24 protein-coding genes and 1 tRNA gene are annotated in these 23,001 nt (G+C 39.9%); 11 read left to right on the top strand and 14 right to left on the bottom strand.

Going from position 1 to position 23,001, the window contains the following annotated elements; translation table 11 throughout:
• Positions 1-51: 51 nt before the first annotated feature.
• From BWD42_RS03980 to BWD42_RS24605, 4 genes are all read right to left on the bottom strand, one after another.
• The gene (locus BWD42_RS03980) at positions 52-543 is read right to left on the bottom strand and encodes a hypothetical protein (protein WP_077433345.1); all 492 of its coding nucleotides are present in this window, start codon (positions 541-543) and stop codon (positions 52-54) included.
• A gap of 76 nt (positions 544-619) precedes the next feature.
• Complete coding sequence (locus BWD42_RS03975) at positions 620-847, bottom strand: hypothetical protein (protein WP_077433343.1); 228 nt, start codon at positions 845-847, stop codon at positions 620-622.
• A gap of 54 nt (positions 848-901) precedes the next feature.
• Positions 902-2,104: a tyrosine-type recombinase/integrase gene (locus BWD42_RS03970; protein WP_139351008.1), complete on the bottom strand. Its 1,203-nt coding sequence runs from the start codon at positions 2,102-2,104 to the stop codon at positions 902-904.
• A 104-nt stretch (positions 2,105-2,208) separates the two neighbouring features.
• A tRNA-Ser gene (locus BWD42_RS24605) sits at positions 2,209-2,296 on the bottom strand.
• A gap of 145 nt (positions 2,297-2,441) precedes the next feature.
• Between BWD42_RS24605 and BWD42_RS03965 the strand changes: the two genes are divergently transcribed.
• Together BWD42_RS03965 and BWD42_RS03960 are read left to right on the top strand one after the other, a co-directional pair.
• On the top strand, positions 2,442-2,912 hold the full coding sequence (locus tag BWD42_RS03965; protein WP_139351007.1) for a GreA/GreB family elongation factor: 471 nt from the start codon (positions 2,442-2,444) through the stop codon (positions 2,910-2,912).
• 74 nt (positions 2,913-2,986) lie between these two features.
• Positions 2,987-3,499, top strand: coding sequence for a BON domain-containing protein (locus BWD42_RS03960; protein ID WP_077433339.1), 513 nt, complete (start codon positions 2,987-2,989; stop codon positions 3,497-3,499).
• Positions 3,500-3,586: 87 nt separating this feature from the next.
• Here BWD42_RS03960 and BWD42_RS03955 read toward each other — a convergent pair whose 3' ends face one another.
• From BWD42_RS03955 to BWD42_RS03930, 6 genes are all read right to left on the bottom strand, one after another.
• On the bottom strand, positions 3,587-4,312 hold the full coding sequence (locus BWD42_RS03955; protein WP_077433337.1) for a ThiF family adenylyltransferase: 726 nt from the start codon (positions 4,310-4,312) through the stop codon (positions 3,587-3,589).
• Positions 4,309-4,968, bottom strand: a complete 660-nt coding sequence (locus tag BWD42_RS03950; protein WP_077433335.1) for a TatD family hydrolase — start codon at positions 4,966-4,968, stop codon at positions 4,309-4,311. The genes BWD42_RS03955 and BWD42_RS03950 overlap by 4 nt, the downstream gene beginning before the upstream one ends.
• 66 nt (positions 4,969-5,034) lie before the next feature.
• Positions 5,035-6,324, bottom strand: a complete 1,290-nt coding sequence (locus BWD42_RS03945; RefSeq protein WP_077433333.1) for an anthranilate synthase component I family protein — start codon at positions 6,322-6,324, stop codon at positions 5,035-5,037.
• A 3-nt stretch (positions 6,325-6,327) separates the two neighbouring features.
• Positions 6,328-7,605, bottom strand: coding sequence for an adenylosuccinate synthase (locus BWD42_RS03940; RefSeq protein WP_077433331.1), 1,278 nt, complete (start codon positions 7,603-7,605; stop codon positions 6,328-6,330).
• Positions 7,606-7,734: 129 nt separating this feature from the next.
• Positions 7,735-8,226, bottom strand: a complete 492-nt coding sequence (locus BWD42_RS03935) for a Fur family transcriptional regulator (protein ID WP_077433329.1) — start codon at positions 8,224-8,226, stop codon at positions 7,735-7,737.
• Between the two features lie 77 nt (positions 8,227-8,303).
• Positions 8,304-10,523, bottom strand: a complete 2,220-nt coding sequence (locus tag BWD42_RS03930) for a RelA/SpoT family protein (protein ID WP_077433327.1) — start codon at positions 10,521-10,523, stop codon at positions 8,304-8,306.
• A 150-nt stretch (positions 10,524-10,673) separates the two neighbouring features.
• Here BWD42_RS03930 and BWD42_RS03925 point away from each other — a divergent pair, with 150 nt between their 5' ends.
• From BWD42_RS03925 to bshB1, 3 genes are all read left to right on the top strand, one after another.
• Positions 10,674-11,309, top strand: a complete 636-nt coding sequence (locus BWD42_RS03925) for a DUF4294 domain-containing protein (RefSeq protein ID WP_077433325.1) — start codon at positions 10,674-10,676, stop codon at positions 11,307-11,309.
• An 88-nt stretch (positions 11,310-11,397) separates the two neighbouring features.
• A complete protein-coding gene (locus BWD42_RS03920) occupies positions 11,398-11,889 on the top strand; it encodes a glutathione peroxidase (protein WP_077433323.1) in 492 nt (163 codons plus the stop codon).
• Between the two features lie 153 nt (positions 11,890-12,042).
• Positions 12,043-12,774 carry a bacillithiol biosynthesis deacetylase BshB1 gene (bshB1, locus tag BWD42_RS03915; RefSeq protein WP_077433321.1) on the top strand — a complete coding sequence of 244 codons (732 nt, stop codon included), beginning with the start codon at positions 12,043-12,045 and terminating at the stop codon, positions 12,772-12,774.
• 90 nt (positions 12,775-12,864) lie between these two features.
• Here the strand turns inward: bshB1 and BWD42_RS03910 are convergent, their stop codons facing one another.
• Genes BWD42_RS03910 through BWD42_RS03895 form a run of 4 tightly spaced genes read right to left on the bottom strand, consistent with a single transcriptional unit; the run spans position 12,865 to position 16,354 of the window.
• Positions 12,865-13,674, bottom strand: a complete 810-nt coding sequence (locus BWD42_RS03910) for a phosphate ABC transporter ATP-binding protein (protein ID WP_077433319.1) — start codon at positions 13,672-13,674, stop codon at positions 12,865-12,867.
• Positions 13,632-14,483, bottom strand: coding sequence for a PstA family ABC transporter permease (locus BWD42_RS03905; RefSeq protein ID WP_077433317.1), 852 nt, complete (start codon positions 14,481-14,483; stop codon positions 13,632-13,634). Before BWD42_RS03905 ends, BWD42_RS03910 begins: the two co-directional genes overlap by 43 nt.
• Entirely contained in the window at positions 14,476-15,372 is an 897-nt protein-coding gene (gene pstC / locus BWD42_RS03900; protein WP_077433315.1) for a phosphate ABC transporter permease subunit PstC, read from the bottom strand. The genes BWD42_RS03905 and pstC overlap by 8 nt, the downstream gene beginning before the upstream one ends.
• A gap of 1 nt (position 15,373) precedes the next feature.
• Positions 15,374-16,354: a PstS family phosphate ABC transporter substrate-binding protein gene (locus tag BWD42_RS03895; protein WP_077433313.1), complete on the bottom strand. Its 981-nt coding sequence runs from the start codon at positions 16,352-16,354 to the stop codon at positions 15,374-15,376.
• Positions 16,355-16,490: 136 nt separating this feature from the next.
• Between BWD42_RS03895 and BWD42_RS03890 the strand changes: the two genes are divergently transcribed.
• The 6 genes from BWD42_RS03890 to BWD42_RS03865 are packed head-to-tail and all read left to right on the top strand — an operon-like array spanning position 16,491 to position 22,864.
• A complete protein-coding gene (locus BWD42_RS03890) occupies positions 16,491-18,596 on the top strand; it encodes a HEPN domain-containing protein (RefSeq protein WP_077433311.1) in 2,106 nt (701 codons plus the stop codon).
• 11 nt (positions 18,597-18,607) lie between these two features.
• Entirely contained in the window at positions 18,608-19,366 is a 759-nt protein-coding gene (gene cobA / locus BWD42_RS03885; protein WP_077433309.1) for a uroporphyrinogen-III C-methyltransferase, read from the top strand.
• A 2-nt stretch (positions 19,367-19,368) separates the two neighbouring features.
• Entirely contained in the window at positions 19,369-19,947 is a 579-nt protein-coding gene (locus BWD42_RS03880) for a bifunctional precorrin-2 dehydrogenase/sirohydrochlorin ferrochelatase (protein WP_077433307.1), read from the top strand.
• Positions 19,937-20,638 carry a phosphoadenylyl-sulfate reductase gene (locus tag BWD42_RS03875; RefSeq protein ID WP_077433305.1) on the top strand — a complete coding sequence of 234 codons (702 nt, stop codon included), beginning with the start codon at positions 19,937-19,939 and terminating at the stop codon, positions 20,636-20,638. Before BWD42_RS03880 ends, BWD42_RS03875 begins: the two co-directional genes overlap by 11 nt.
• Before the next feature lie 53 nt (positions 20,639-20,691).
• Complete coding sequence (gene cysD, locus BWD42_RS03870; protein ID WP_077435745.1) at positions 20,692-21,582, top strand: sulfate adenylyltransferase subunit CysD; 891 nt, start codon at positions 20,692-20,694, stop codon at positions 21,580-21,582.
• 37 nt (positions 21,583-21,619) lie between these two features.
• The gene (locus BWD42_RS03865; protein ID WP_077433303.1) at positions 21,620-22,864 is read left to right on the top strand and encodes a sulfate adenylyltransferase subunit 1; all 1,245 of its coding nucleotides are present in this window, start codon (positions 21,620-21,622) and stop codon (positions 22,862-22,864) included.
• The last annotated feature ends 137 nt before the right edge of the window (positions 22,865-23,001 follow it).

Genomic DNA, 23,001 nt, shown 5'->3' with positions numbered 1-23,001 from the left:
CCATTTATAAGAATAGTTAGCGAAAAGGTCGAGATTCAGGTTCTCGGCCTTTTATTTTTTTATCTTTTTTAGCCAAGGTATTTCTCCATTTTCTATCATTTCTATTATTATATCAACCTCGGGGCTTCCGAACCATTGAGCAGTCAAATTTACCCTAAGATCGTGTTTCCAACCATGATATTTACTGTAAGTCAGATGTCCTAGATCAATATTGTTTACAAGAAGAGAATAGGCATATTCCTGTGCAACATATTCCATATTGTAAATTGATACTATCTGTCGCTGCCCGTGATAATAACAAAGTCCGAGTAAATTTTTCTCATACCTCAGTATAAAAGAATCTATAATAGTATTGGAAAGATCCTCGGCTAATTTTCCTTCACAAAGTTCCCACCATTTGAAATGCTGCTTAAAAGTATATCTCTCTCCCTTTTTTCCATAAACATAGTATTCCTTGGTAATTTTTTCGATCTGCGATTGATCTTCAACTTCGTAAGGCAGGTACAACATCCTACCTTGATAGAATATTTCAAGAGTTTCCATAGCCTCAATAATACTAATAATATTAGTATTATTGCAAGGGGTAAAACACGGGAAAAAGTTAAATTTTCTCTCCGTGTTATTTTTTTAAATAATATCTCCTGGTAGCAATTATAGCACCTAAATGAAAATAGGTTTTTGCATTGTAGGCACTTTTTAGGTTCTTCAGTAATTTTTCGATGGACGAAAGACTGAAGGGATCAAGGTTTCTATTTTTGAGATCATCAGATATCTCCTGCTGGGACATACCGGCTAACAGTCCTTTAATGACCTCCTCTTGAAATTCTTCTTTTGATAATTTGACCATATCTCTAATGTAAACACTAAGTATTGTTGTAGTGGATGGTTATCCGTAAAGTTGTTAGAAATCAATCGTTTTACCCTTCATCACCGAGTTGTCAATAACGAGATCTCTTTTATAGGCTTCAAAAGCAGTACGATCTCTGTGCCCTGTTAACGTCATAACCTGATTATCATCAAAGCCGGCTGTGATCAATGAAACGACACGTGTATGTTTCCATGAATATAGAGTATAATTTTTGTCTAAGCCTAACTTTACTTTAATCGGCCTATATTTCTCCCTAAAATATTCATTGAACGTTTTCTTAGGAGAAGGTCTTTTGCCACTTCCAAACACATAATAATCCAAAGGCATTTTATCAACCTCCATTTCTTTGATCAGCGAAAAGAGCTCATTGGAGATCGGTACAAATCTGTCACCGGTTTTCCCTAATCCTCCAGCGACTTTTATTTGTCGAGCATCAAGGTCAATATGCATTATCTGAAGATGCCTAATTTCATTAGGTCTCATACAGCTATAAAAGATCCATCTTACATATCTGTACAATTCGATATCTTTCTTAATTTCTTTCTTTATTAACTCAGCAACCTTAGGAGCATAATATCTATTTTTTTCCGCGATAGCGTTCTTATCCTCTAGATATCCGAGGTCAATGTTATATTTAATTTCTTTATTTCTTCTTCGCTCCAGTCTAGGTAATCTGGTAAACAAGGTCACAATCCCATCAATGTAATTGTTGTATGTCCGTGCAGACCAGCTAAACTTTTCATTATACTGTTCCAGAAAATCAAGTATTATGTCTTCATCCACTTCGCAAGCCTTCATGTCAATTTCGTTTTCAGTAAACCATTTGAGCAAAGTATTAGTTTGTGACTTATATTTCTTAACCGTAGTATCTTTTAGATTTTTAAGCTGACAATATTTTATAAAGTTCTCAACAGCTTCTTTCATGTTCCAAGCGTCTGGAAGGGATTGTTCCTTGTTAAGCTTTATTTCCGTTTCTTCAGCAAATATCTTTGATTCTGTTCGAATCTCTGCAAGAAAAGGGTTGTATCCACTTTTCAAAGCTTCCTCGATATCATCCCTAAGTTCCTGGGCAGCTATTTCCTTTTCTTGAAGATCATGAATATAATTTATGCCATCACGTACATAAAACTTTTTGAACGCACCGATCTGTCCCGGTATCTCGTATTCATATACGACTCTCCAGTCACCGGATTTGGCCCTTATTATACGTGGAATTTTGTAAGATGAAGCTCTCATAAAACGTTTCCTCCTTTGGTTTGATTTTGGTGCTGTTTTTGGTGCTGGTATAACACTTAAAACAGAAAAACCGTTTTTAACAGCGTTAAAAACGGTTTGTTTTGCGGAAAGGGAGGGATTCGAACCCTCGATACAGTCATCCCGTATACAGTCTTTCCAGGACTGCTCATTCGACCACTCTGACACCTTTCCGTGTTTCAGTGCACAAATGTAGTCATTTTTTGCTTTATTGCAATACCTGGACTCTTTTTTATAGAACGATTTATCGCTATATTATTGATCATAAGCGCGTTGTTTTTATATTTTTTTGAATAAAACATATTTCTTATTTTTCAGAATGACAAATAACTATTTCGAGATAAAAGAGAAAGTTTTAGAAATCGCTATCCAACGGACGAATGATCGCATCGCCATGATAGAATCGGCATTGGAAACTGCCAGGGATTCAAGTAATGACGACACAAAAAGTAGCGCAGGGGATAAGTATGAAACCTCACGGGAGATGATCCAACAGGACATCAACCGATATCAAGGGCAGCTACTTGAAGCAAATAAAGATTTAATGCAGCTCACGAATATTAAATCAACAATAGGGGATAAAACTGATTTTGTCAAATTGGGAAGCCTTGTTAAAACAAATGTAGGATTCTACTTTATTGCTTCGAGCATTGGTGCCCTAAAAATTGATCATCACAATGTTTTTGTTATCTCCGCGGCATCGCCGATAGGCCAGCTGCTCCTGGGAAAGAAGGTAGGCGATAGCTTCCTCTTTAACAAATTAAATCAGACGATAGCTGCGCTTTACTAACTATCCAATTGGTGGCAAGCTAAACAATATGTGCTAATAATTGTTTTTAATATTAGACGAAATAAAACGATACGATGAGATTAAACAGGTTACTTTTGATATTTTCATTTGGTGTTTTACCTTTTTTTCACGCATGCCGGTCTCCGGAAACCGATGATAAGCTAAAGTCGAAAATTGAAGCAGCTTTAGCGGATAATCAGGGCATAACGGTGGATGTGGAAGAAGGTAATGTGACGTTGAACGGGCAGCTGGGATCGGACTCATTAAAACAGGTTGTGGAGAAAAAAACAAAGATCGCTGGCGGTGAAAATATTAAATCCATCCACAACAATATTATGGTAAATCTTCCTGAACCGGAAGACGCTCGTGAAAAATATCACGAAATAGTGGAAGGTGCAGTCGATTCTACCCTCACTCGGGATGTAAATCGGGTGTTGGAAGATTTTCCGACCATTACAGCGCAGGTCAGGGGGGGAATTATTATTGCAACAGGCAATATTGAAAAGACAAAAATAGATTCTTTAAAGAAAAGACTGGAACACATCAAACCCAAAGGAATTGATATGAAAGGTGTAAGTGGTCGATAATTTTCTTATTTCTATTAAAATATAAAAGCTATCCATCTGTTGATGGATAGCTTTTATTATGTATGCATATGTTTATTTGCTACAAATTTAAACATTTTCCATTAAATCCCGAATAGCTACTGAGGCAATAGCTCCACCAAATGCTGCAGGTAGATAAGACATTGTTCCATAGGCCGACTTTTTGAAATTACTTCCATCGGTATATAACAGAGAACTTTTATCGGGCAATTCCGTAGAAAAGGCAACTTTAACACCATCACGGATACCGTGCTTACGCAATTTCTTACGAATATGCTGAGCCAGTTTACAGTTGTAGGATTTACTGATGTCTGCAATTTCTATTTTCGTTGGATCAACTTTACCACCAGCGCCCATTGAGCTCACAAATGGTATTTTGGCCTCCAATGCTCTCCGGATAAAGAATAATTTGGGCGTAATGCTATCTATCGCTTCCACACAGTAGTCCGGAGCTAAATCCAACAAAGCGGGTATCTTTTCAGGAATAATAAAGTCCTGGATGACCGCTAAGTCCAATTCCGGATTAATAGCCAGTAGACGTTGTCTCATGATCTCAGCCTTTGCCTCACCATGGTTTGTGGCAAGTGCTGGCAGCTGTCTATTTCTATTGGATGGATCTACCGTATCACCATCTATGATAGTCATCTTACCAACCCCTGCACGACAGATAAATTCAGCCGCAAAGGATCCCACACCGCCTAGACCAAGGACCATCACATGGGAATTCGCTAATTTTTCCAAAGCTGCCCTACCAACCAGTGCTTCGGTGCGTGACAGCCAACTCAAATCTTTCATTTTTTTAATACAATCTTATAATTATGATATAATGCCTGCTTGAGCACCTCTATCGGAATAGATCGGACTTTTGCGACATATTGATATAGCGTAGCAACCTGGGTTGCTGTATAGGTATCTGTTTCCAAAAATAAATGTTCTAACGGGATGTTTCTTAGCACTTCGTCCTGACTGCCATTCAAACAATGAGTTCCGATCGAAAGATAATATCCCCTATCTAGCAGCTGCTTGGCTAAGGTCCAATTCTTGCGATAACCATGGAAGATAACAGGTAAATGAAATTTTGCTTTTAATAAAGAAGCCAAAACTTCCTGAAAGGCACGAACGCAGTGAATGATCAAGGTTTTTTGAAAAGCAATAGCCAATAGAATCTGCCGGTCAAAAACCTGCTGTTGTACGCCGAAAGGGACAGCACCATTTTTATCCAGACCGCATTCGCCTACCGCCACAACATTCGCTCTCTGTATAACCGTCTGCATCAACTCTAATGCTTCCTGTGTATTGCCATCGATATACCAAGGGTGTAGACCAATAGAACAATCGCCCTCAATGATCGTCTCATTGTGATTCAATGCTATATTTACAACAGATAGGGTAGAACCATCCTGTATCGCATTGGGCCGATGTGTATGAATATCAATATAGGGAATCTGCATTGTCAAAGCACAAAGGTCGAAAAAATAGTTGAAGCAAAAAATATTCTCTACAAAATTAGTATAGTTTTATTGTTCCAACCTGCTGTTGAGCGCCTGTAAGATTGCAGAAGCCTTTAAAAGACATTCCTGATACTCTTGCTCTGCTAATGCCTGGTTGGTAACGGCCCCACCTGTATGGAAGGAGAGGTAATTTTCGCGCTGATTGTATAGAAGTGAACGGATCACAACATTGAAATCAAATTCATCAGAAACCGTATCAAAATAGCCTATCGAGCCTGCATAGACACCTCTTTTGGAGCTTTCAATCTGATCACAAATGCGCATAGCAGCAATCTTCGGGGCACCTGTCATGGATCCTGCAGGGAAGGTATGTCTAAATACATCCATATTAGACACCTCAGGGTCTTGCATACAGGTAATCGTAGATATCATCTGGTGTACCTGTTTAAAAGACTGGATTTCGAACAAACGTGTGGCTTCAACGGTTCCGGGCAGAGCGCTTCGTGTTAGGTCATTTCGGACGAGATCCACAATCATCACATTTTCGGCAATCTCCTTCTGTGACTGGAGCATACGATGAATGATATCCTGATCTTCCTGTTCCGTACACCCTCTTTTAGCAGTACCTTTGATAGGCTGGGAGATCAGCTTGCCTTTTCTTTTTGCCAAAAATCGTTCGGGGGAAGCGCTCATGATAAAATGGGAGCCAAGTTTAAAAAAGTTGCTGAACGGTGTAGGTGATATAGCGTTCAATTTTAGATAAACCTCGATCGGAGAAATATGTGCATTCTCAGCGAAAAATTCCTGACATAGATTGACTTCATAGATATTGCCGCGCTGAATATGCTGTTGTACTTTATCAAAAGCAGTAAGATATTCTTCTTTTGTCCACCGGGACTTTATGTGAACAGCTACAGGCGTATCTGTGCGTGGGATTATGGTATCGTAGATGGACTGATAAACTGCTGCGGGATCATCCGCCTGGATCTTCACCTGCCTCTCCGTTATACTGACCGTAATTGCCGGAACAAAAAAATAGGCGGCCGGAAATCCGAGTCTATCTTCTGCGCTAGTCTGTAATACTTCAATCTCATTTTTGAGATCATAGGATAGAAATCCAGGTATAAAACCATATTGATGCTTTCCCAGGAACTGTTGCAATTGGTCGAGGACGTTATCATCCGCACAAAAAGAATGTAAGGCTTTCACCGCCAGCACGCTCTCGAATCGTCCCCACTGGTCTGGCGACCCATTGCTATTAAAGAAAGAAATTTCATCAAATTGCCCTGACCAGTGCAGGGCTTTTTGATGAAATTTATCTTTAGAATCGAGAAGATCAAAACTTTCGATCCGCATATTTTATTTTGATAAAGCCAATGTTTGTTTACGATCTGGACCTACCGACAAAATCGTGATAGGAACTTCGAGAGCTTTCTCTAAATAAGAAATATAGTTACTTAATGCCTCAGGAATCTCAGCCTCAGAAGTGATACCGGTCAAATCTTGTTTCCATCCCTGGATTTCTTCCAAGATTGGTTCTGCCTGATGTGTGATAATCTCATATGGCATATAATCGATCACTTCACCATTATATTTATAATGTGTACAAGCGTAGATCTTATCGAAGGTATCCAATACATCGGCCTTCATCATGATCAGATCGGTTACACCGTTCAACATGATCGCATACTTCAATGCTGGGATATCAATCCATCCTGTACGACGGGCACGTCCTGTTGTAGCGCCAAACTCATGACCCAGTTGACGTAGTTTTTCACCAGTCTCATCATGAAGTTCAGTAGGGAAGGGACCTCCACCTACGCGGGTTGCATAAGCTTTGAAAATACCGTATACCTTACCAATTTTATTGGGAGCGATACCAAGACCGGTACAAGCTCCAGCAGTAGTTGTATTTGATGAAGTAACAAATGGATAAGAACCGAAATCCACATCTAACAGGGTACCTTGAGCGCCTTCCGCCAATACGCGTTTGCCTTCTTTCAGATACTGATTAACCAAATGCTCTGAATCCACATGCGGAATGGCCTTAATGAATTCAATTGCTTCCAAAAACGCTTTTTCTTTTTCACTGAAATCAGGAATTTCCCCATAGTGAGAAAGGATATTCAAGTGTTTTTCTTTCAACTTTTGGTAACGCTCCTGAAAATCTGGAAGTGTCGTATCACCTACACGTAAACCGTTTCTGCCAGTCTTGTCCATGTAGGTTGGACCGATACCTTTTAATGTAGACCCAATCTTTCCAGCACCCATTTTCGATTCTGAAGCAGCGTCCAATAATTGGTGTGTCGGCAAAATAAGGTGTGCTTTGCGCGCTAATACCAAATTGCCTTTACCCACCGGATCAAAACCAGCTGTCTTAAGGTTGTCTAATTCTCTTTTTAGGATAATCGGATCGATGACGACTCCATTACCAATAAGATTTAGTGTACCTTCATTGAAGATACCAGATGGAATTGTGTTGAGCACGAATTTTTTGTTATCAAATTCCAACGTGTGTCCGGCGTTAGGGCCGCCTTGGAAACGAGCGATTAAATCGTATTTTGGACAAAATACGTCTACGATTTTACCTTTACCCTCGTCACCCCATTGTAAGCCCAAAAGCACATCAACTTGCATAGCTTTTAAAGTATAGTAATTAAAATGTTATTAATAAAAATAGACTCATTAAAAAAATAAAATGTTCAGGAATTTTTCTCCTGAACATTCCTGAACAAATGTACTATTATATTTAACAAAAATATAAGATTAATTTGAAATAGCTTCTTGAGCTACGCTTTCTTCTTTTTTATTTTTTTCCTGACATTCCTGACACACACCGTATAAATTTAAAGAATGGTGCTTGATGTCAAACTTCAATAAGTCTCCCATAAGACTCTGGATCTGATTGATACGTGGATCGCAAAATTCAACAACCTTATTACATTCGATACAAATCACGTGATCGTGTTGTTTGAAGCCATAAGATTTTTCGAATTGAGCCATGTTACGGCCAAATTGATGTTTGGTGACTAAATCACAAGACACCAGGAGTTCGAGGGTATTATAAACTGTAGCACGACTGACCCTGTATTTTTTGTTCTTCATATGGATATACAAAGACTCCACATCAAAGTGATCAGTACGTGAATAAATCTCCTCCAAGATCGCATAACGTTCCGGAGTTTTTCTTAGATTTTTATTTTCTAAGTATGCTTCAAAGATTTTTTTTACAGTTGCAAAATTTTCAGCTTGATTCATAGTAAAAATATTCTTGTACAAATTTACCAATTTAGATTGACATTTGATAGTAATTCTAAATTGTGATATTCATTTGATTAATTTTCAGATTCATAACGATTTACTCCTGTTATACCTCTTACTTGTTTGAGATTTTTCATCAAGCTCTCCAATTGCTGCGTGTCATTGACATACACCATGATATTTCCGTCAAAAATACCATCGTTACTGGATATGGACAGGGAGCGGATATTGACTGCAAACTCCTGGGAAATAACAGTAGTAAGTTTGTTCACCAAGCCAACATCATCGATCCCCACGATATGCAAACCTGTCAGAAATGCAGAGTCTTTTGTAGAAGCCCATCGTGCCTTTAGGATACGGTATCCGTAATTGGCCATTAATTTAGATGCATTGGGACAACTGGTACGGTGAATCTTGATCCCATCATTGACAGTCAGAAAGCCAAAAACATCATCCCCCGGAATCGGATTGCAACAAGGTGCTAGGGTGTAGTCAACTTTTTGCATATCATCCCCAATAAGAATGGTATCGAATTCTTTTTTATTTATTTTCTCTACCAGACCACCAATATGGCTATTAAACTGGTTACCAGAAGGTGACCCCACATTGATTTCAACGGCTTTCTCATGGGCCACGTACTCCCGCAATTGTTTGATATCAACAATTCCTTTTGCTACATTATAAAAAAGATCCTGAGAACTTGGATATTTCAGATAATTAGCAATCTTGTTGATATTATCGGTATTGTAGGTTACTTTCAACGACTTCAATTTACGCTCAAGGATTTCCTTGCCATCCTCTGCTACTCGCCGTTTTTCTTCTTTAAGGGAAGACCTAATTTTTGATTTGGCTTTTGCGGTAACAACAAAATTAAGCCAATCTTCTTTTGGTGACTGCTTGCTGGAAGTGATAATCTCCACCTGATCTCCGTTCTGTAAAACATGGCTCAATGGAACCAACTTATGATTCACTTTGGCTCCGATACAACTTGCGCCTATATCGGAGTGGATCTCAAAAGCAAAGTCCAAGGCCGTTGCATTGTTGGGCAATTGGATTAATGTGCCTTTTGGTGTGAAAATAAATATCTCGTCTGAGAACAGGTTCATCTTGAAGTCATCCACGAAATCCATGGCATTCTGGTCAGGACTGCTGAGTACATCACGTACTTTTTTGATCCATTGATCCAGACCTGAATCGGAATTGGACTCTTTGTATTTCCAGTGTGCCGCAAAGCCTTTCTCCGCAATTTCATTCATCCGTTTGGTCCGAATCTGTACCTCTACCCATTGGCCTTTAGGTCCCATCACTGTAGTATGCAAGGATTCGTAACCATTTCCTTTGGGGGAGGAAATCCAATCGCGCAAACGGTCCGGATTGGGGCGATACAAATCTGTAACAATAGAATACACCTTCCAACATTCGGTTTTTTCCTTCTCATCCACCGCATCGATAACAATACGAATGGCAAATAAATCATATACCTCTTCAAAAGGGATTGATTTTTTACGCATCTTGTTCCAGATCGAGTGGATAGACTTGGGTCTTCCAAATACAGCCGCTTTAATCCCTTGCTCTTCCAGAATTTCTTTAATAGGACCTATGAAATCACCGATGAATTTCTCGCGTTCAGCTTTTTTCTCATTCAGTTTACGGGCAATAAATTTGTAGGTATCCGGATCTGTAAACTTCATGGATAGATCTTCCAATTCGGATTTAATGGCATACAGCCCCAGGCGATGTGCCAAAGGGGCATACAGGTAACTGGTTTCGGAAGCAATCTTTAGCTGCTTATCCCTTGCCATAAATTCCATGGTCCGCATATTATGCAGCCTGTCAGCCAATTTGATAAGGATAACACGCACATCATCTGCAAGGGTAAGCAGCATTTTACGGAAATTCTCAGCCTGCATCGAACTATTGGGATCGAATATTCCGGAAATTTTAGTTAATCCATCAATAATGCGACGAACTTTCTTTCCGAACATTTCCTCGATTTCGTCCAAAGTTACATTGGTGTCCTCAACAACATCATGAAGCAAAGCGCATACAATGGAGGTCGTTCCCAGTCCGATTTCCTCCGCAGCTATTTGCGCCACCGCAATAGGATGATAAATATAAGGTTCTCCTGATTTGCGCCGCATTTCCTTATGGCTATCCAATGCCAAATCAAAAGCTTTACGAATCTCTTGCTTATCACCGCGCTGTAACGTAGGCTTACAAGCGCGCAATAATGCTCGGTAGCGTTTTCTTATCTCTTTGTTTTCTGCCTCTATATCAATCACATAATCTTTCATAAACGTTGCAGGTAAATGATGTTTTTTTGAGTATTTTTGTTTAATTTAGTTAATGTATTTCGAATACGATTATCAAGCTAACTTATTTTGTAATAAATTTACCAAAATATAATAGCATTGACAAATTAAAAGAGTTATCCAGTCATTCAGATGAAGACAATAGTAGGTGGTTTGTTGCTTTTTCTTCTTGGGACTTTGTCGGGTATGGCACAGACTCAGTCTCTTGTTCTTCCATTGTATGGTGAAGGAGCCCAGGAGACAGTGACTGATTATATGACTACAACCTTGCCTTCGGGGGAGGTATTACCTTGGTTTCCCATTCCTGAAGTGGTTATTATCAGAAAAAGGGTATGGTCCAGTGAGGAAGCCCGACGGGAATATTTACGCTTTAGAAGAAATGTATTAAAGGTGCTTCCCTATGCAATCTATGCGCAAAAAAGGTATGATAAGTTAGATCGTGACCTAGCCATGACGTCCAACAAAAAGGAACAAGAGATCTTGGTGGAGAGCTGTGAGAATGATGTGAAACAAATGTTTAATAGGGAAATTAAAAACATGACAATTTCCCAAGGTAAAATCCTTATAAAACTAATAGACCGCTATACAGGTCATACCGGTTATGAAATGGTGAAGGAAATGAAAGGGGGAATCTCCGCATTTTTTTACCAGGGGGTTGCTAAAATTTTCGGGCATAATCTAAAATCAACATACGATCCAAAAGAGGACTTTGAAATCGAAAATATTATCCGTGAATTTGAGAAGTCGAGACCCAAACCGGTGATGTAAGGGCTCCTTTATATCTAGAGACATCATTTACGAAGGTATTTTAAGAGCGAGGATGGAGATCGTCATGTAGCACCTAAATTAAAACAATATGAAAACGATCTATGACTTTGATGCTTTGCAATTCAATGGAACCACGAAATCTCTTAGCGATTTTGAAGGAAAGGTTTTGTTGGTCGTCAATACAGCAAGTCAGTGCCTGTTCACAAGGCAGTTTAAATCGCTGGAAAAGCTCTACCAGAAGTATAAGGAAAAGGGATTTGAGGTACTGGCATTTCCGTCCAACAATTTTCGGAACCAGGAACCCCTGACAGGCACTACATTAGAGACTTTCTGCAGGATAAACCAACAGGTCAGTTTTCCAGTATTTAAACGTAGCCATGTCATCGGTACCTATACGACTCCCTTATACAGCTTTCTATCAAATAAAGCGGAGAACGGCCATATAAATAGCAAACCTTCCTGGAACTTCCACAAATATCTAATCAACAGACAAGGGGAAGTTGTCGATTTCTATTACCCCACGACTTCGCCATTGTCAAGTAAAATTTGTCGTAATATCGAGCGGCTTTTAGCGGAGTAAGCCACAAACTTCCTACCTTTGGCCTCGGCTCACAAACAGTACATCCCATATGTATAGATTGTCTTTAAGATGACCGTTAATACAGCAGATGAACTGTAAGTTTTAATCGATTTTGCTAAGCTTGGAGCCTTTAAAAAGAATAAAAAGATAAATATGCTAAAACTAGATTTACTTGTCATTGCCGTACATCCCGATGACGCAGAATTAGGAGCCGGCGGAGTAATGGCAAAATATGTAGCCGAAGGAAAAAAAGTAGGAATTGTAGACCTGACACAAGGTGAGCTGGGTACACGTGGTACAGCCGAAACCAGAGCCCAAGAGGCAAAAGATGCAGCAGCTATCCTAGGATTGGCGGCACGCGAGAACCTTGGCCTGAGAGATGGATTTTTTGAAAATGCCATAGCGGAAAAAATGGCAATTATAACTGCGATAAGAAAATACCAGCCTGAAATCGTCATCACGAATGCGATCACAGATCGCCATCCCGATCATGGCAGGGCAGGGCAACTTGTCACTGAAGCCTGCTTTCTTTCTGGCTTAAGAAAAGTGGAGACCAGAGACAGTAATAACCAGACTCAAGAAGCTTTTCGCCCGCGGCTAGTATTGCAGTTTGTGCAGGATTATTATATTAAACCCGACGTGGTCATTGATATTACGGATTACTATACCGTAAAGGAAAAGTCAATCCTGGCCTACAAAACACAATTTTATACCGGTGAAAATATCAATCCCGACGAGCCACAAACGTACATCTCCAATCCAGATTTTATGGAATCTACTGCTGCCAGAGCGCGAGAGTTTGGCCGTTATATCCAGGCAAAGTATGCTGAAGGGTTTACATCTAAAAAGATATTGGGGGTCGATGACTTGTTTGACCTAAGATAACGAATTGGCAAGAGCTTGTAAAAGAATAAAAGTCGAAGAGCCATCCAGTATAAATCTTCGACTTTTATTAAGAATGAATGGGGAATTCTATCAAGAGATAAAACCTTTTACATATTGTTTTGTGATCTCATGCTGCGGATTTAACAACACTTGTTCAGTAGGGCCAAATTCAAGGATTTCGCCTCCATAAACAAAAAGGATATAGTCCGATACTCTCCGGGCCTGCCGCAAGATATGCGTCACCAGAACAATGGTATAATCCTGTTTTAATTCGATCAATAATTCTTCAATCTTTGCTGTAGATAATGGATCCAATGCAGAAGTCGATTCATCGCCGAGTATAATTTCAGGCTCCACTGCAAGTCCCCTCGCCAAACAGAGCCGTTGTTGCTGTCCAATCGAAAGACCGCTTGCAGACTGTCCCAAACGGTCTTTGACCTCATCCCATAAGGCTACATTCCGCAACTGCGTCTCCACAATCTTGTCCAGTTCTTTTTTATTCTTGATGCCATGTATACGCGGACCATAAGCAACATTATCGTAGATAGACATTGGTAGCGGATAAGGCTTTTGGGACAATAGCCCCATTTTCTTACGAATGTGTGTTACCTCGGCATCCTTACCATAAATATCCTCACCATTAACAAGTACTGACCCCGTGATTTCGACACCTTTTGTATCGTCAACCAGTCGATTAAGTGTTTTCAAAAGCGTGGTTTTACCACAACCTGAAGGGCCGATAATGGAGGTTACACTATTATTGGGTAGGGCAAGATTAATATTCTTTAAAATATGTCTCCCATCGATATATACATTGAGATCCTTGATCTGAATGTGAGGATCAGTCAAAGGACTGTTTAACGACGATTCTTTTGTTTCGATTGAAGGATATGCGTGCATACGACGATAATTAAAATAATGATTGTTAAAACCAAGGCGGAAGCATATGCCCGTCCCTGTACCTCAGGAATTGGACTACTTAGCTGAAAAAATATAGCCAAAGGAAGTGTTGCTGCGGGCTCGTCAATATATTTGGGCAAATTGTCGCTGAATCCAGTTGTCAATAATACACCAGCAACATCACCAATAGCTCTCCCGAAAGCCAATAGAATGGCTGTCAATAGTCCGGCACGAATACTCCGCAGCATGACCTTTGCAAGTTCCCAACGTGTTGTACCCAAGGAAAGGGTGACATTTTTCAGGTCTTCAGGAATCGTTTTGATCAGCTCGTCTACTGTGCGCACGACAATAGGGATCGTTAATAACGTCACCGTGATGATACCACCCAATAGGGAAGCCCTAATGCCAAAATAAACCATAATCCCAAAACCCACAGCCCCATAAACAATAGATGGAACACCATAAAGCACATCAAACAAAAGTTTTGAGAACTGCGTTATTCGGGATTTTGTCCCCAAATAAATATTGAGATAAAGCGAAATCGGAATGCCGATCAAAGCGGATAGAGCGGTCGCTACACCCGCTAGGTATAATGATCCTAATATGGCATTTAGAATTCCACCTTCTTTGCCGATGTAAAATCCACCTTTGGGCAACTGGCTAACCATCTCCCAATTGAGATAGGGAAGACCTTTATAAAGTATCGTGCCTACAATGAAAAATAGCGAAGCAGTTACTGTAATTCCCGATAAATGCATAAAGCCTTTTGCGATCTTTTCGCTCAATAACCTTCTCTTGGTATTATCCATCTAAACCTCCTTCAAGACGCCTCAATATCAGACGTGATATTAAATTGAAAACAAATATGATGACAAATAGCAATAGTGCTGAAAACATCAATGCAGACTCATAAAGTGGAATGGACATCATCTCACCAAAATTGTTAGCGATTAAGGCCGGAATGGGATACCCTGCGTCAAATATAGATGTAGGCACCTTGGGCACGTTTCCACAAACCATTAATACGGCAATCGTCTCTCCAAAAGCCCGAGAGGTAGACAAGACGATAGCGGCAATGATACCGGGTTTGGCTTTTTTGAGAATAACATGTTTTATGGTATCCCATTTCGTTGCTCCCAAGGACAAAGAAGCTGCTTTCAATTCATATGGAATTGTTTGGAGCACTTCAACCATAATCGAAATCATAATCGGAAAAATCATGACCGCCAATACAATCCCCCCAGCTAAGACCGAATAGCCTGATGTCACCACACCAAAAACCGGAGCAATATAAAGCTGGATCAAGGGAACTATAAATAACACGCCCCAAACACCATATAATACCGGCGGTATGGCTGCCAAAACATTGACAAGAGGCAGCATCATATTTTTCAATGCGTCAGAAGCATATTCAGTCAGATAGACTGCTGTCAAAATACACAGTGGTATTGCAATAGCCAGCGATATCAATGTGACAGCGAGCGTACCCGCGATAAAAGGCAGAAATCCAAATGAACCCTTCATTGGCGCCCATACCTTATCTGTCAATAACTGAAATACATTGCTATATTCAAACAATGGGATGGATTTTACGGTTAAACCAACCGCAATAATCAGCACAACTGACAGCGATATCAGCAGCAATATGAATGTGGAGCGCTTTACTAAAGTATCCTTGACTAGACGTATATTGAGCATGTTATAACTTTTTTAGTTCTTTATTGATCAGTGTTTCAGTTAAAGGCACATAACCATTTTTTAACAGCTGTGATTGCGCTTGTTTTTGCAGCACAAATGAGATAAACTCCTTCAAGAGCAGTGACTCTGTTTTATTCCGTGTAACAAATGTCAGCTCACGGGCCGGTGGAACAGGGTATCGGCCTGTCGCAACTGCTTCAGTCAGGTCTGATAAAGACCCATAGAATTGCTCATCTGCTTCAATCTGTCCATTTTTGTTCAAATCCAATGGCAACACATCAATACGATCAAATACTTTGTTTGTCTTTAAATTATAGACATAATTAATATTATTGAAACCTATACCAAATACATCATCTTTAATGGCCTGGGCGATGCCCGGATCGCCGAAGATGCCAACACCTTGTAGGTCTTCCTGTTTATGTCCAAAAAACTTGGCCCAGGTTTCTGCAGCTCCTGCAGCATCCGAACGTACATACACATTAATCGGATCTGCGGTAAATTGAGAATCAATCTGATTCCATGTCTTAAATTTTCTACTGACAAAAATACCCGCAAGTTCCTCTTGTGTTAAGCCTCTTTTCAACAGCGCTTTATAATTCGGATTACCGGGGTTTAATGTGCAAATCACGGCATCTTTAGCAACGACAATGGGAACTGCACCTTTTTTTATCTCTTGGGCATGTAGATCCCTTGACACAAGGCCAATGTCTACCATGCCTGTTAGCACATCGGCAATTCCTTTGCCCGCACCACCTGCAGATATATTAAAACGCACATTTGGATGAATCTTTTTAAAATCTTCACTCCAGATTACCGCTAGCGGGTAGAGGGCAAAGGCCCCGGATAATGAAATATTTCCTTCAAATCCACGCTCTTTACTATATCCATTCTTTACCTTTGGAGCGCAGGATGTGACTTTAAATACCGTTATAAAGCTAAAAATCAGAAGTATCAAATATCTATTTATCGTTACACCCATTAGTCTACAGGTTTAGTATATTAAATTTTATAGGGCAAATATATATTAATTTGGTAGATATTATAGAATATTAAAAAAATATTTTTACATTTGACATCGAGAAAAGAATACTAAATCAATAGATTTTATTTGTTTTATGCAAAGCTTCCGTACAGAATTAGAAAATCCAGTCGTGGAAAAGGAGATTATTGAACTTGAAAAAAAGATTCGATTATTTCACGAAGGTAAGATCGCTGATGAGAAATTTAGATCACTGCGTCTCGCCAGAGGTGTATATGGACAAAGACAACCAGGGGTTCAGATGGTTCGTATCAAACTTCCATTTGGAAAAGTTACTTTTAAGCAATTGATCAAAATCGCGGCAATATCAGATGAGTACGCGAGCCGCAACCTGCACTTGACTACACGTCAGGATATTCAGATTCATTATGTCAGTCTGGATCGCACACCAGAACTTTGGTCAAAATTAGCCGAGGATGATATTACCTTAAGGGAGGCCTGTGGCAATACTGTTCGCAACGTAACGGCTTCACCAACTTCGGGTATTGATCCGAAAGAACCCTTCGATGTTTCACCTTACGCCCAGGCTACATTTGAATACTTTCTACGTAATCCAGTCTGTGCGGAGATGGGTAGAAAATTCAAGATGTCGTTTTCGGCAAGTGCAGAGGATACTGCTTTTTCCTATATCCATGACTTGGGCTTTATTCCAAAATTGAAATATATTGATGGGGTAGAAGTGCGCGGTTTTAAAGTGCTGCTCGGTGGTGGACTAGGGTCGCAACCATTTTTGGCGTCTTTAACAAATGAATTTCTTCCGGAAGATGAACTTATCCCATATATAGAAGCGACGCTAAGAGTGTTTGACCGATATGGCGAACGCAACAACCGTAATAAAGCACGTTTTAAATATCTTATTCAAAAACTTGGCCTGGAAGAGGTACTGAATTTAATCGAAGCGGAAAAAATCGCTACAAAAGTAAAGACTTCCCCTATTGACCGGACGAAAATTGAACAGCCCTTGCCTCCAGATGACAGCCAGGTAGCTGCCTTGGACCTAGATACAGATCTAAACTATCAGATATGGAAGAATACGAATACATTTGGACAAAAGCAGGAAGGTTATTATGGTGTCTATGTACGGGTTTCAACAGGTGATATAGGTACTGATAAAGCGCGGGCATTGGTCGCTGGATTAAAAAATCTCGTTGCGGATGACATACGGATAACCCAAAACCAAAGCCTGCTCTTGAAATATGCCACGGAGAAATCATTACCGCATATATATCAATTGCTCAAATCACTTGATCTAGCCCAGGTCGGCTTTGATAGTACAGCGGATGTAACAACATGCCCAGGGACAGACACCTGTAACCTTGGTATCTCCAATAGCACCGAAATGGCCCGGGTCATTGAATCCTATATCGCTGAATTTCACCAGGATTTTGTCTTCAACAGGGATTTGAAAATTAAGATCTCCGGCTGTATGAATTCCTGTGGTCAACACGGACTGGCACATATTGGCTTCCACGGCAGCTCGGTTAAAGCAGATGGCAAGGTCGTACCTGCTGCACAGGTTATGCTTGGTGGCGGTACAATCGGTGACGGCGAGGGTAGAGTAGCGGAACGGATTATCAAAGTACCAACCAAACGGGTATTGCATGTCGTTGATTTAGTGCTAAACGATTACAAGAAGAATGCTGAAGACGCTGAGAACTTCCATGCCTATTACGACAGACAGGGTAAAAATTACTTTTACAATCTATTAAAACCGCTGTCGGATCTGACGACGCTTGCTGAAGATGAATTTGTGGATTGGGGCCATGAAGGGACTTTCCAAACAGCAATAGGTGTGGGCGAATGTGCCGGAGTGGTGATCGATTTGGTGGCAACATTGATCTATGAAGCAGAAGAAAAATTGCAATGGGCAAACGAGACCTTTCAGGAAGCGAAATTCTCTGACGCTATTTATCATGCATACAATGCCTTTGTTCAGGCAGCGAAAGCTTTACTATTAGATAAAGGTATCAGCGCGAGCACGCAAAATACAGTCATCAACGAGTTCCAAACACATTTTGTGGAATCTGGAGAATATAATTTTAGCCAAACATTCCCAGAACTTGTTTTACAAATCAGTAAAAACGAACCAACTGAAGGCTTTGCAACGGGCTATCTTCAAGAAGCCACCAAGTTTATCAATGAGGTTTACCAACGTAAAAATTTAACGCCTGTATTGGCATAGGAGGGAATGGAATGTCGATAGAAGCAAAAGTAACTTTAGTAGGCGCAGGGCCGGGAGATCCGGAGTTGATTAGCCTAAAAGGCATCAAAGCGATCCAGAAAGCGGATGTTATTTTATATGACGCCCTGGTCAATGATGAATTATTGGATTATGCAAAAGCAGATTGTATAAAGATTTATGTTGGAAAACGTGCCGAACAGCTTTCGACATCACAAGATGAGATCAATCGTCTACTGGTTGACTATGCGTTAAATTATGGACATGTGGTGCGTCTGAAAGGCGGGGATCCCTTTGTTTTCGGACGAGGTGGTGAGGAGATTGATTATGTGGCGCAATACGGTATTGAAACGGCAGTCGTACCGGGTATTTCGTCAGCGATTGGCCTGACAGGATTACAACAAATCCCATTAACTTACAGAGGGATCAGTGAAAGTTTTTGGGTAATAACAGGTTCAAAATCTGATGGTAGTTTATCCAACGACCTACAGCTAGCTGCAGCTTCCAATGCGACCGTAGTCGTTTTGATGGGTTATGGAAAATTAGCGGAGATTGTGAACATTTATAAAGATAAAAATCTTCATAATCTGCCAATTGCCTTGATTCAGAATGGCTCGTTGCCTAATGAAAAGGTTGTGTTAGGTACAATTGATAATATCCTCGACGAGTCTACTGAAAAGAGAATCGGAGTGCCAGCTATTATTATTATCGGTGAAGTGGTCGCCAAACACAGGTCGTTTCAACAGATTAAAGAAAAAGCGCTTGCATTATAAAGATGAATCACCTATTTCCCATATTCGTCAAGCTTGACCAGGTCCATACTTTATTAATTGGAGGAGGAAAAGTTGCGCTGGAAAAATTCCAGGCACTGATCGCCAACGACGAGACATTGCAACTGACAGTTGTCGCGAAAGAGATCGTTCCGGAGTTTAAGCAATTGCTCGAGATTTATCCCCATGTGCAACTTTATATCCGACCATTTGAGGCGAGTGACATTGAAAATAAACAACTTGTTATTGCTGCGACAAATAATATGGAGCTGAATGATGAGCTGCGTAAGCTAACATCCCTTCATAATATTCTTTTTAATGCGGCGGATAAACCAGATCTCTGTGATTTTTATTTGGGATCTATTGTTACTAAAGGTAATTTGAAAGTAGCGATTTCCACCAACGGCAAATCACCAACGATCGCAAAACGGGTTAAGGAACTGCTCAACGATCTGTTACCCGAGGAAATCGACGAAACACTTTCACTGATGAGCGAATATCGTGAACAGCTGAGAGGAGACTTTGAATTTAAAGTCAAGAAACTGAACGAACATACCAAAAATATATTACGTCATGAACGTTAAGGAAATTAAAGAAATTATTGGCGGTAAAAAAGGGGCGGAAATGCTACAGGTAATTGCGTCATTGTATCCCTCAGAAGTTGTTTTTTCAACTTCCTTTGGGATAGAAGATCAGATTATTACTGAATGGATCGGCAAAAATAATATCGGAATCGATATTTTCACACTCGATACCGGCCGACTGTTCAAAGAGACATACTCCTTATGGAGCCGTACACTCGAACGATATCAATTAAATATCAAAACATATACACCGGATACCACATTACTGGAAGATTTTATCAGTAAAAACGGACCAAATTCCTTTTATGAATCTGTTGAAAACCGTAAGGAATGTTGTCGGATCAGGAAAATTGAACCACTACAACGCGCGATTAAAGGAAAGAAAATTTGGATTACGGGTATCCGTTCCGAACAATCAGCTAATAGGCATGATATGGATTTTATAGAATATGATGAGGTTAACGATATCATTAAAATCCATCCTTTATTTGACTGGACTTTTGAACAGGTGAAAAAGTATTGTCAGGAACAATATATACCCTATAATGTCTTACACGACAAAGGCTTTCCGAGCATAGGTTGCCAACCCTGTACAAGGGCTATTCAGGAAGGTGAGGATTTCCGGGCAGGAAGATGGTGGTGGGAAGATCAGAGTAAAAAAGAATGTGGTTTACATGCGGTTAAATCTTGATCCTGAAAATTGTACATCCAAATTCATTAAATTTAATTTTATTATTTCAAAAAATGGACTATTTAGATCATTTAGAAGCGGAAGCAATATATATATTAAGGGAAGTCGCCGGACAATTTGAAAAGCCAGCGTTATTATTCTCAGGCGGAAAAGATTCCATTACTTTGGTTCATTTGGCAAAAAAAGCATTTAGGCCAGGTAAATTTCCTTTTCCATTGGTTCATATCGATACAGGGCATAATTTTCCCGAGACAATTGCTTTCCGGGATTCCATAATTGAAGAGATCGGCGAAAAGCTAATTGTCGGTTATGTACAAGAAAGCATAGATCAGGGCAAGGTAGTTGAGCAAAAAGGCAAAAATGCAAGCCGTAACGCGCTTCAGACGGTAACCTTATTGGATACAATCTCCAAATACGGTTTTGATGCCTGTATCGGTGGCGCTCGTCGGGATGAGGAAAAAGCACGCGCAAAAGAACGTATTTTCTCAGTTCGTGATGAATTTGGGCAATGGGATCCGAAAAGACAAAGACCAGAACTATGGAGCATTTTTAATGGCAAGATCAACAAAGGCGAAAATGTGCGCGTCTTCCCAATTTCAAACTGGACGGAGCTCGATGTCTGGAATTACATCAAGCGCGAGCAAATAGCCTTACCATCCATTTATTTTAGTCATGAACGGGAAGTAATTACCCGGAATGGGCAATTAATGGCGGCTGCACCCTTTTTGAATATTGATGATGAGGATGTTGTTGAGACTAAATCTGTTCGTTTCAGAACTGTGGGCGATATGACCTGTACCGCGGCAGTAGATTCCACCGCCAAAGCACTCGATGATATCATCGCGGAAATCAAGGCTTCGACAGTTAGTGAACGTGGAGCACGTATGGATGATAAAGTATCTGAAGCAGCAATGGAAGAGCGTAAAAAACAGGGTTATTTTTAATTCTTCAACCCCAATTTAATACTTGATATTGACAACAATGAATATATTGAAATTTATAACAGCTGGTTCGGTAGACGATGGTAAAAGTACCTTGATAGGTCGACTGCTATATGATACCAATTCTATTTTGGACGATCAATTGGAAGCGATACAACGCGCGAATAGGAAAAATGACGATGGAACCGTAGATTTAGCGATCTTAACGGATGGACTAAAAGCAGAACGTGAGCAAGGAATAACGATCGATGTTGCCTATAAATATTTTCAGACAGATAATCGAAAATACATCATCGCAGATGCTCCTGGACATATCCAATATACGCGAAATATGGTTACCGGTGCTTCAAATTCCGAATTGATTATCATCTTAGTTGACGCACGGAAGGGAGTCATTGAGCAAACAAAAAGACATTCCTTCATTGCTAAATTATTAGCAATGAAACAAATACTGGTTTGTGTTAATAAAATGGATATGGTTGACTATAGCGCCACTGTTTTTGAACAAATCAAACATGATTATCTACAATTGGCTGCCAATCTAGGACTTCAGGATGTTGACTTTATCCCAGTATCCGCATTGAAGGGGGATAATATCGTTCATAAATCTGATCGTATGCTCTGGTATTCAGGAGAATCACTCTTGGATTATTTGGAAAACGTTGAAATCCATGAAAATCAGGCCGCGAATTGGAGATTCCCGGTGCAATGGGTTGTAAGACCACAAACGGATGATCTGCATGATTATAGGGGATATGCTGGCAGAGTGTTGGGAGAGGGGCTTGCTGTTGGCGATCAGGTGATTATTTATCCTTCGGAAACATATAGCACTGTAAAAGCAATAGAATTTAATGGCCTACAACTTGAGCGTGCAGAAAATGGACAGTCAGTTATTCTTCATTTAACGGATGATGTGGATATCAGTCGCGGCGATACAATTGCAAACGTTGAAAAGCAACCAAAATTTGAACGTAATATTCAGGCAAATGTATGCTGGTTTGATAACAAACCTTTGGATACGGAACAGATTTACTTGGTTCAGAGCCATAGTAAACTCACAAAAATAAAGATAGTTGATGTGCTTTATAAATTTGATATCAATACACAGGAAAAAGTTTTTGATGAAACTATCAAGCTTAATGATATTGGCCGGATAGCTATTAAATCAGCAGAAAATCTTGTGTTTGATCTGCAAGCCGAAAATTCTGCAAATTCACAAGCAATCATCATCGATCCAAGGACTAATCTAACTGTTGGCGCTTTGATGATACAGGCTGTTGATTAATTATATTTTTAATCTGTAAATATTCAACCTAAATATTTATTAAGGAATCTGGGTGAAAAGCTCGGATTCCTTTTTTTATATAAAGTATGTAAGTCTATAAATCTTTTAGATCCCGCAATGTCTATTGTTATTATAAT

The organism is Sphingobacterium sp. CZ-UAM, assembly GCF_002000245.1.
Classification (GTDB): Bacteria; Bacteroidota; Bacteroidia; order Sphingobacteriales; family Sphingobacteriaceae; genus Sphingobacterium.
This window is presented reverse-complemented; position numbering and strand designations above follow the sequence as displayed.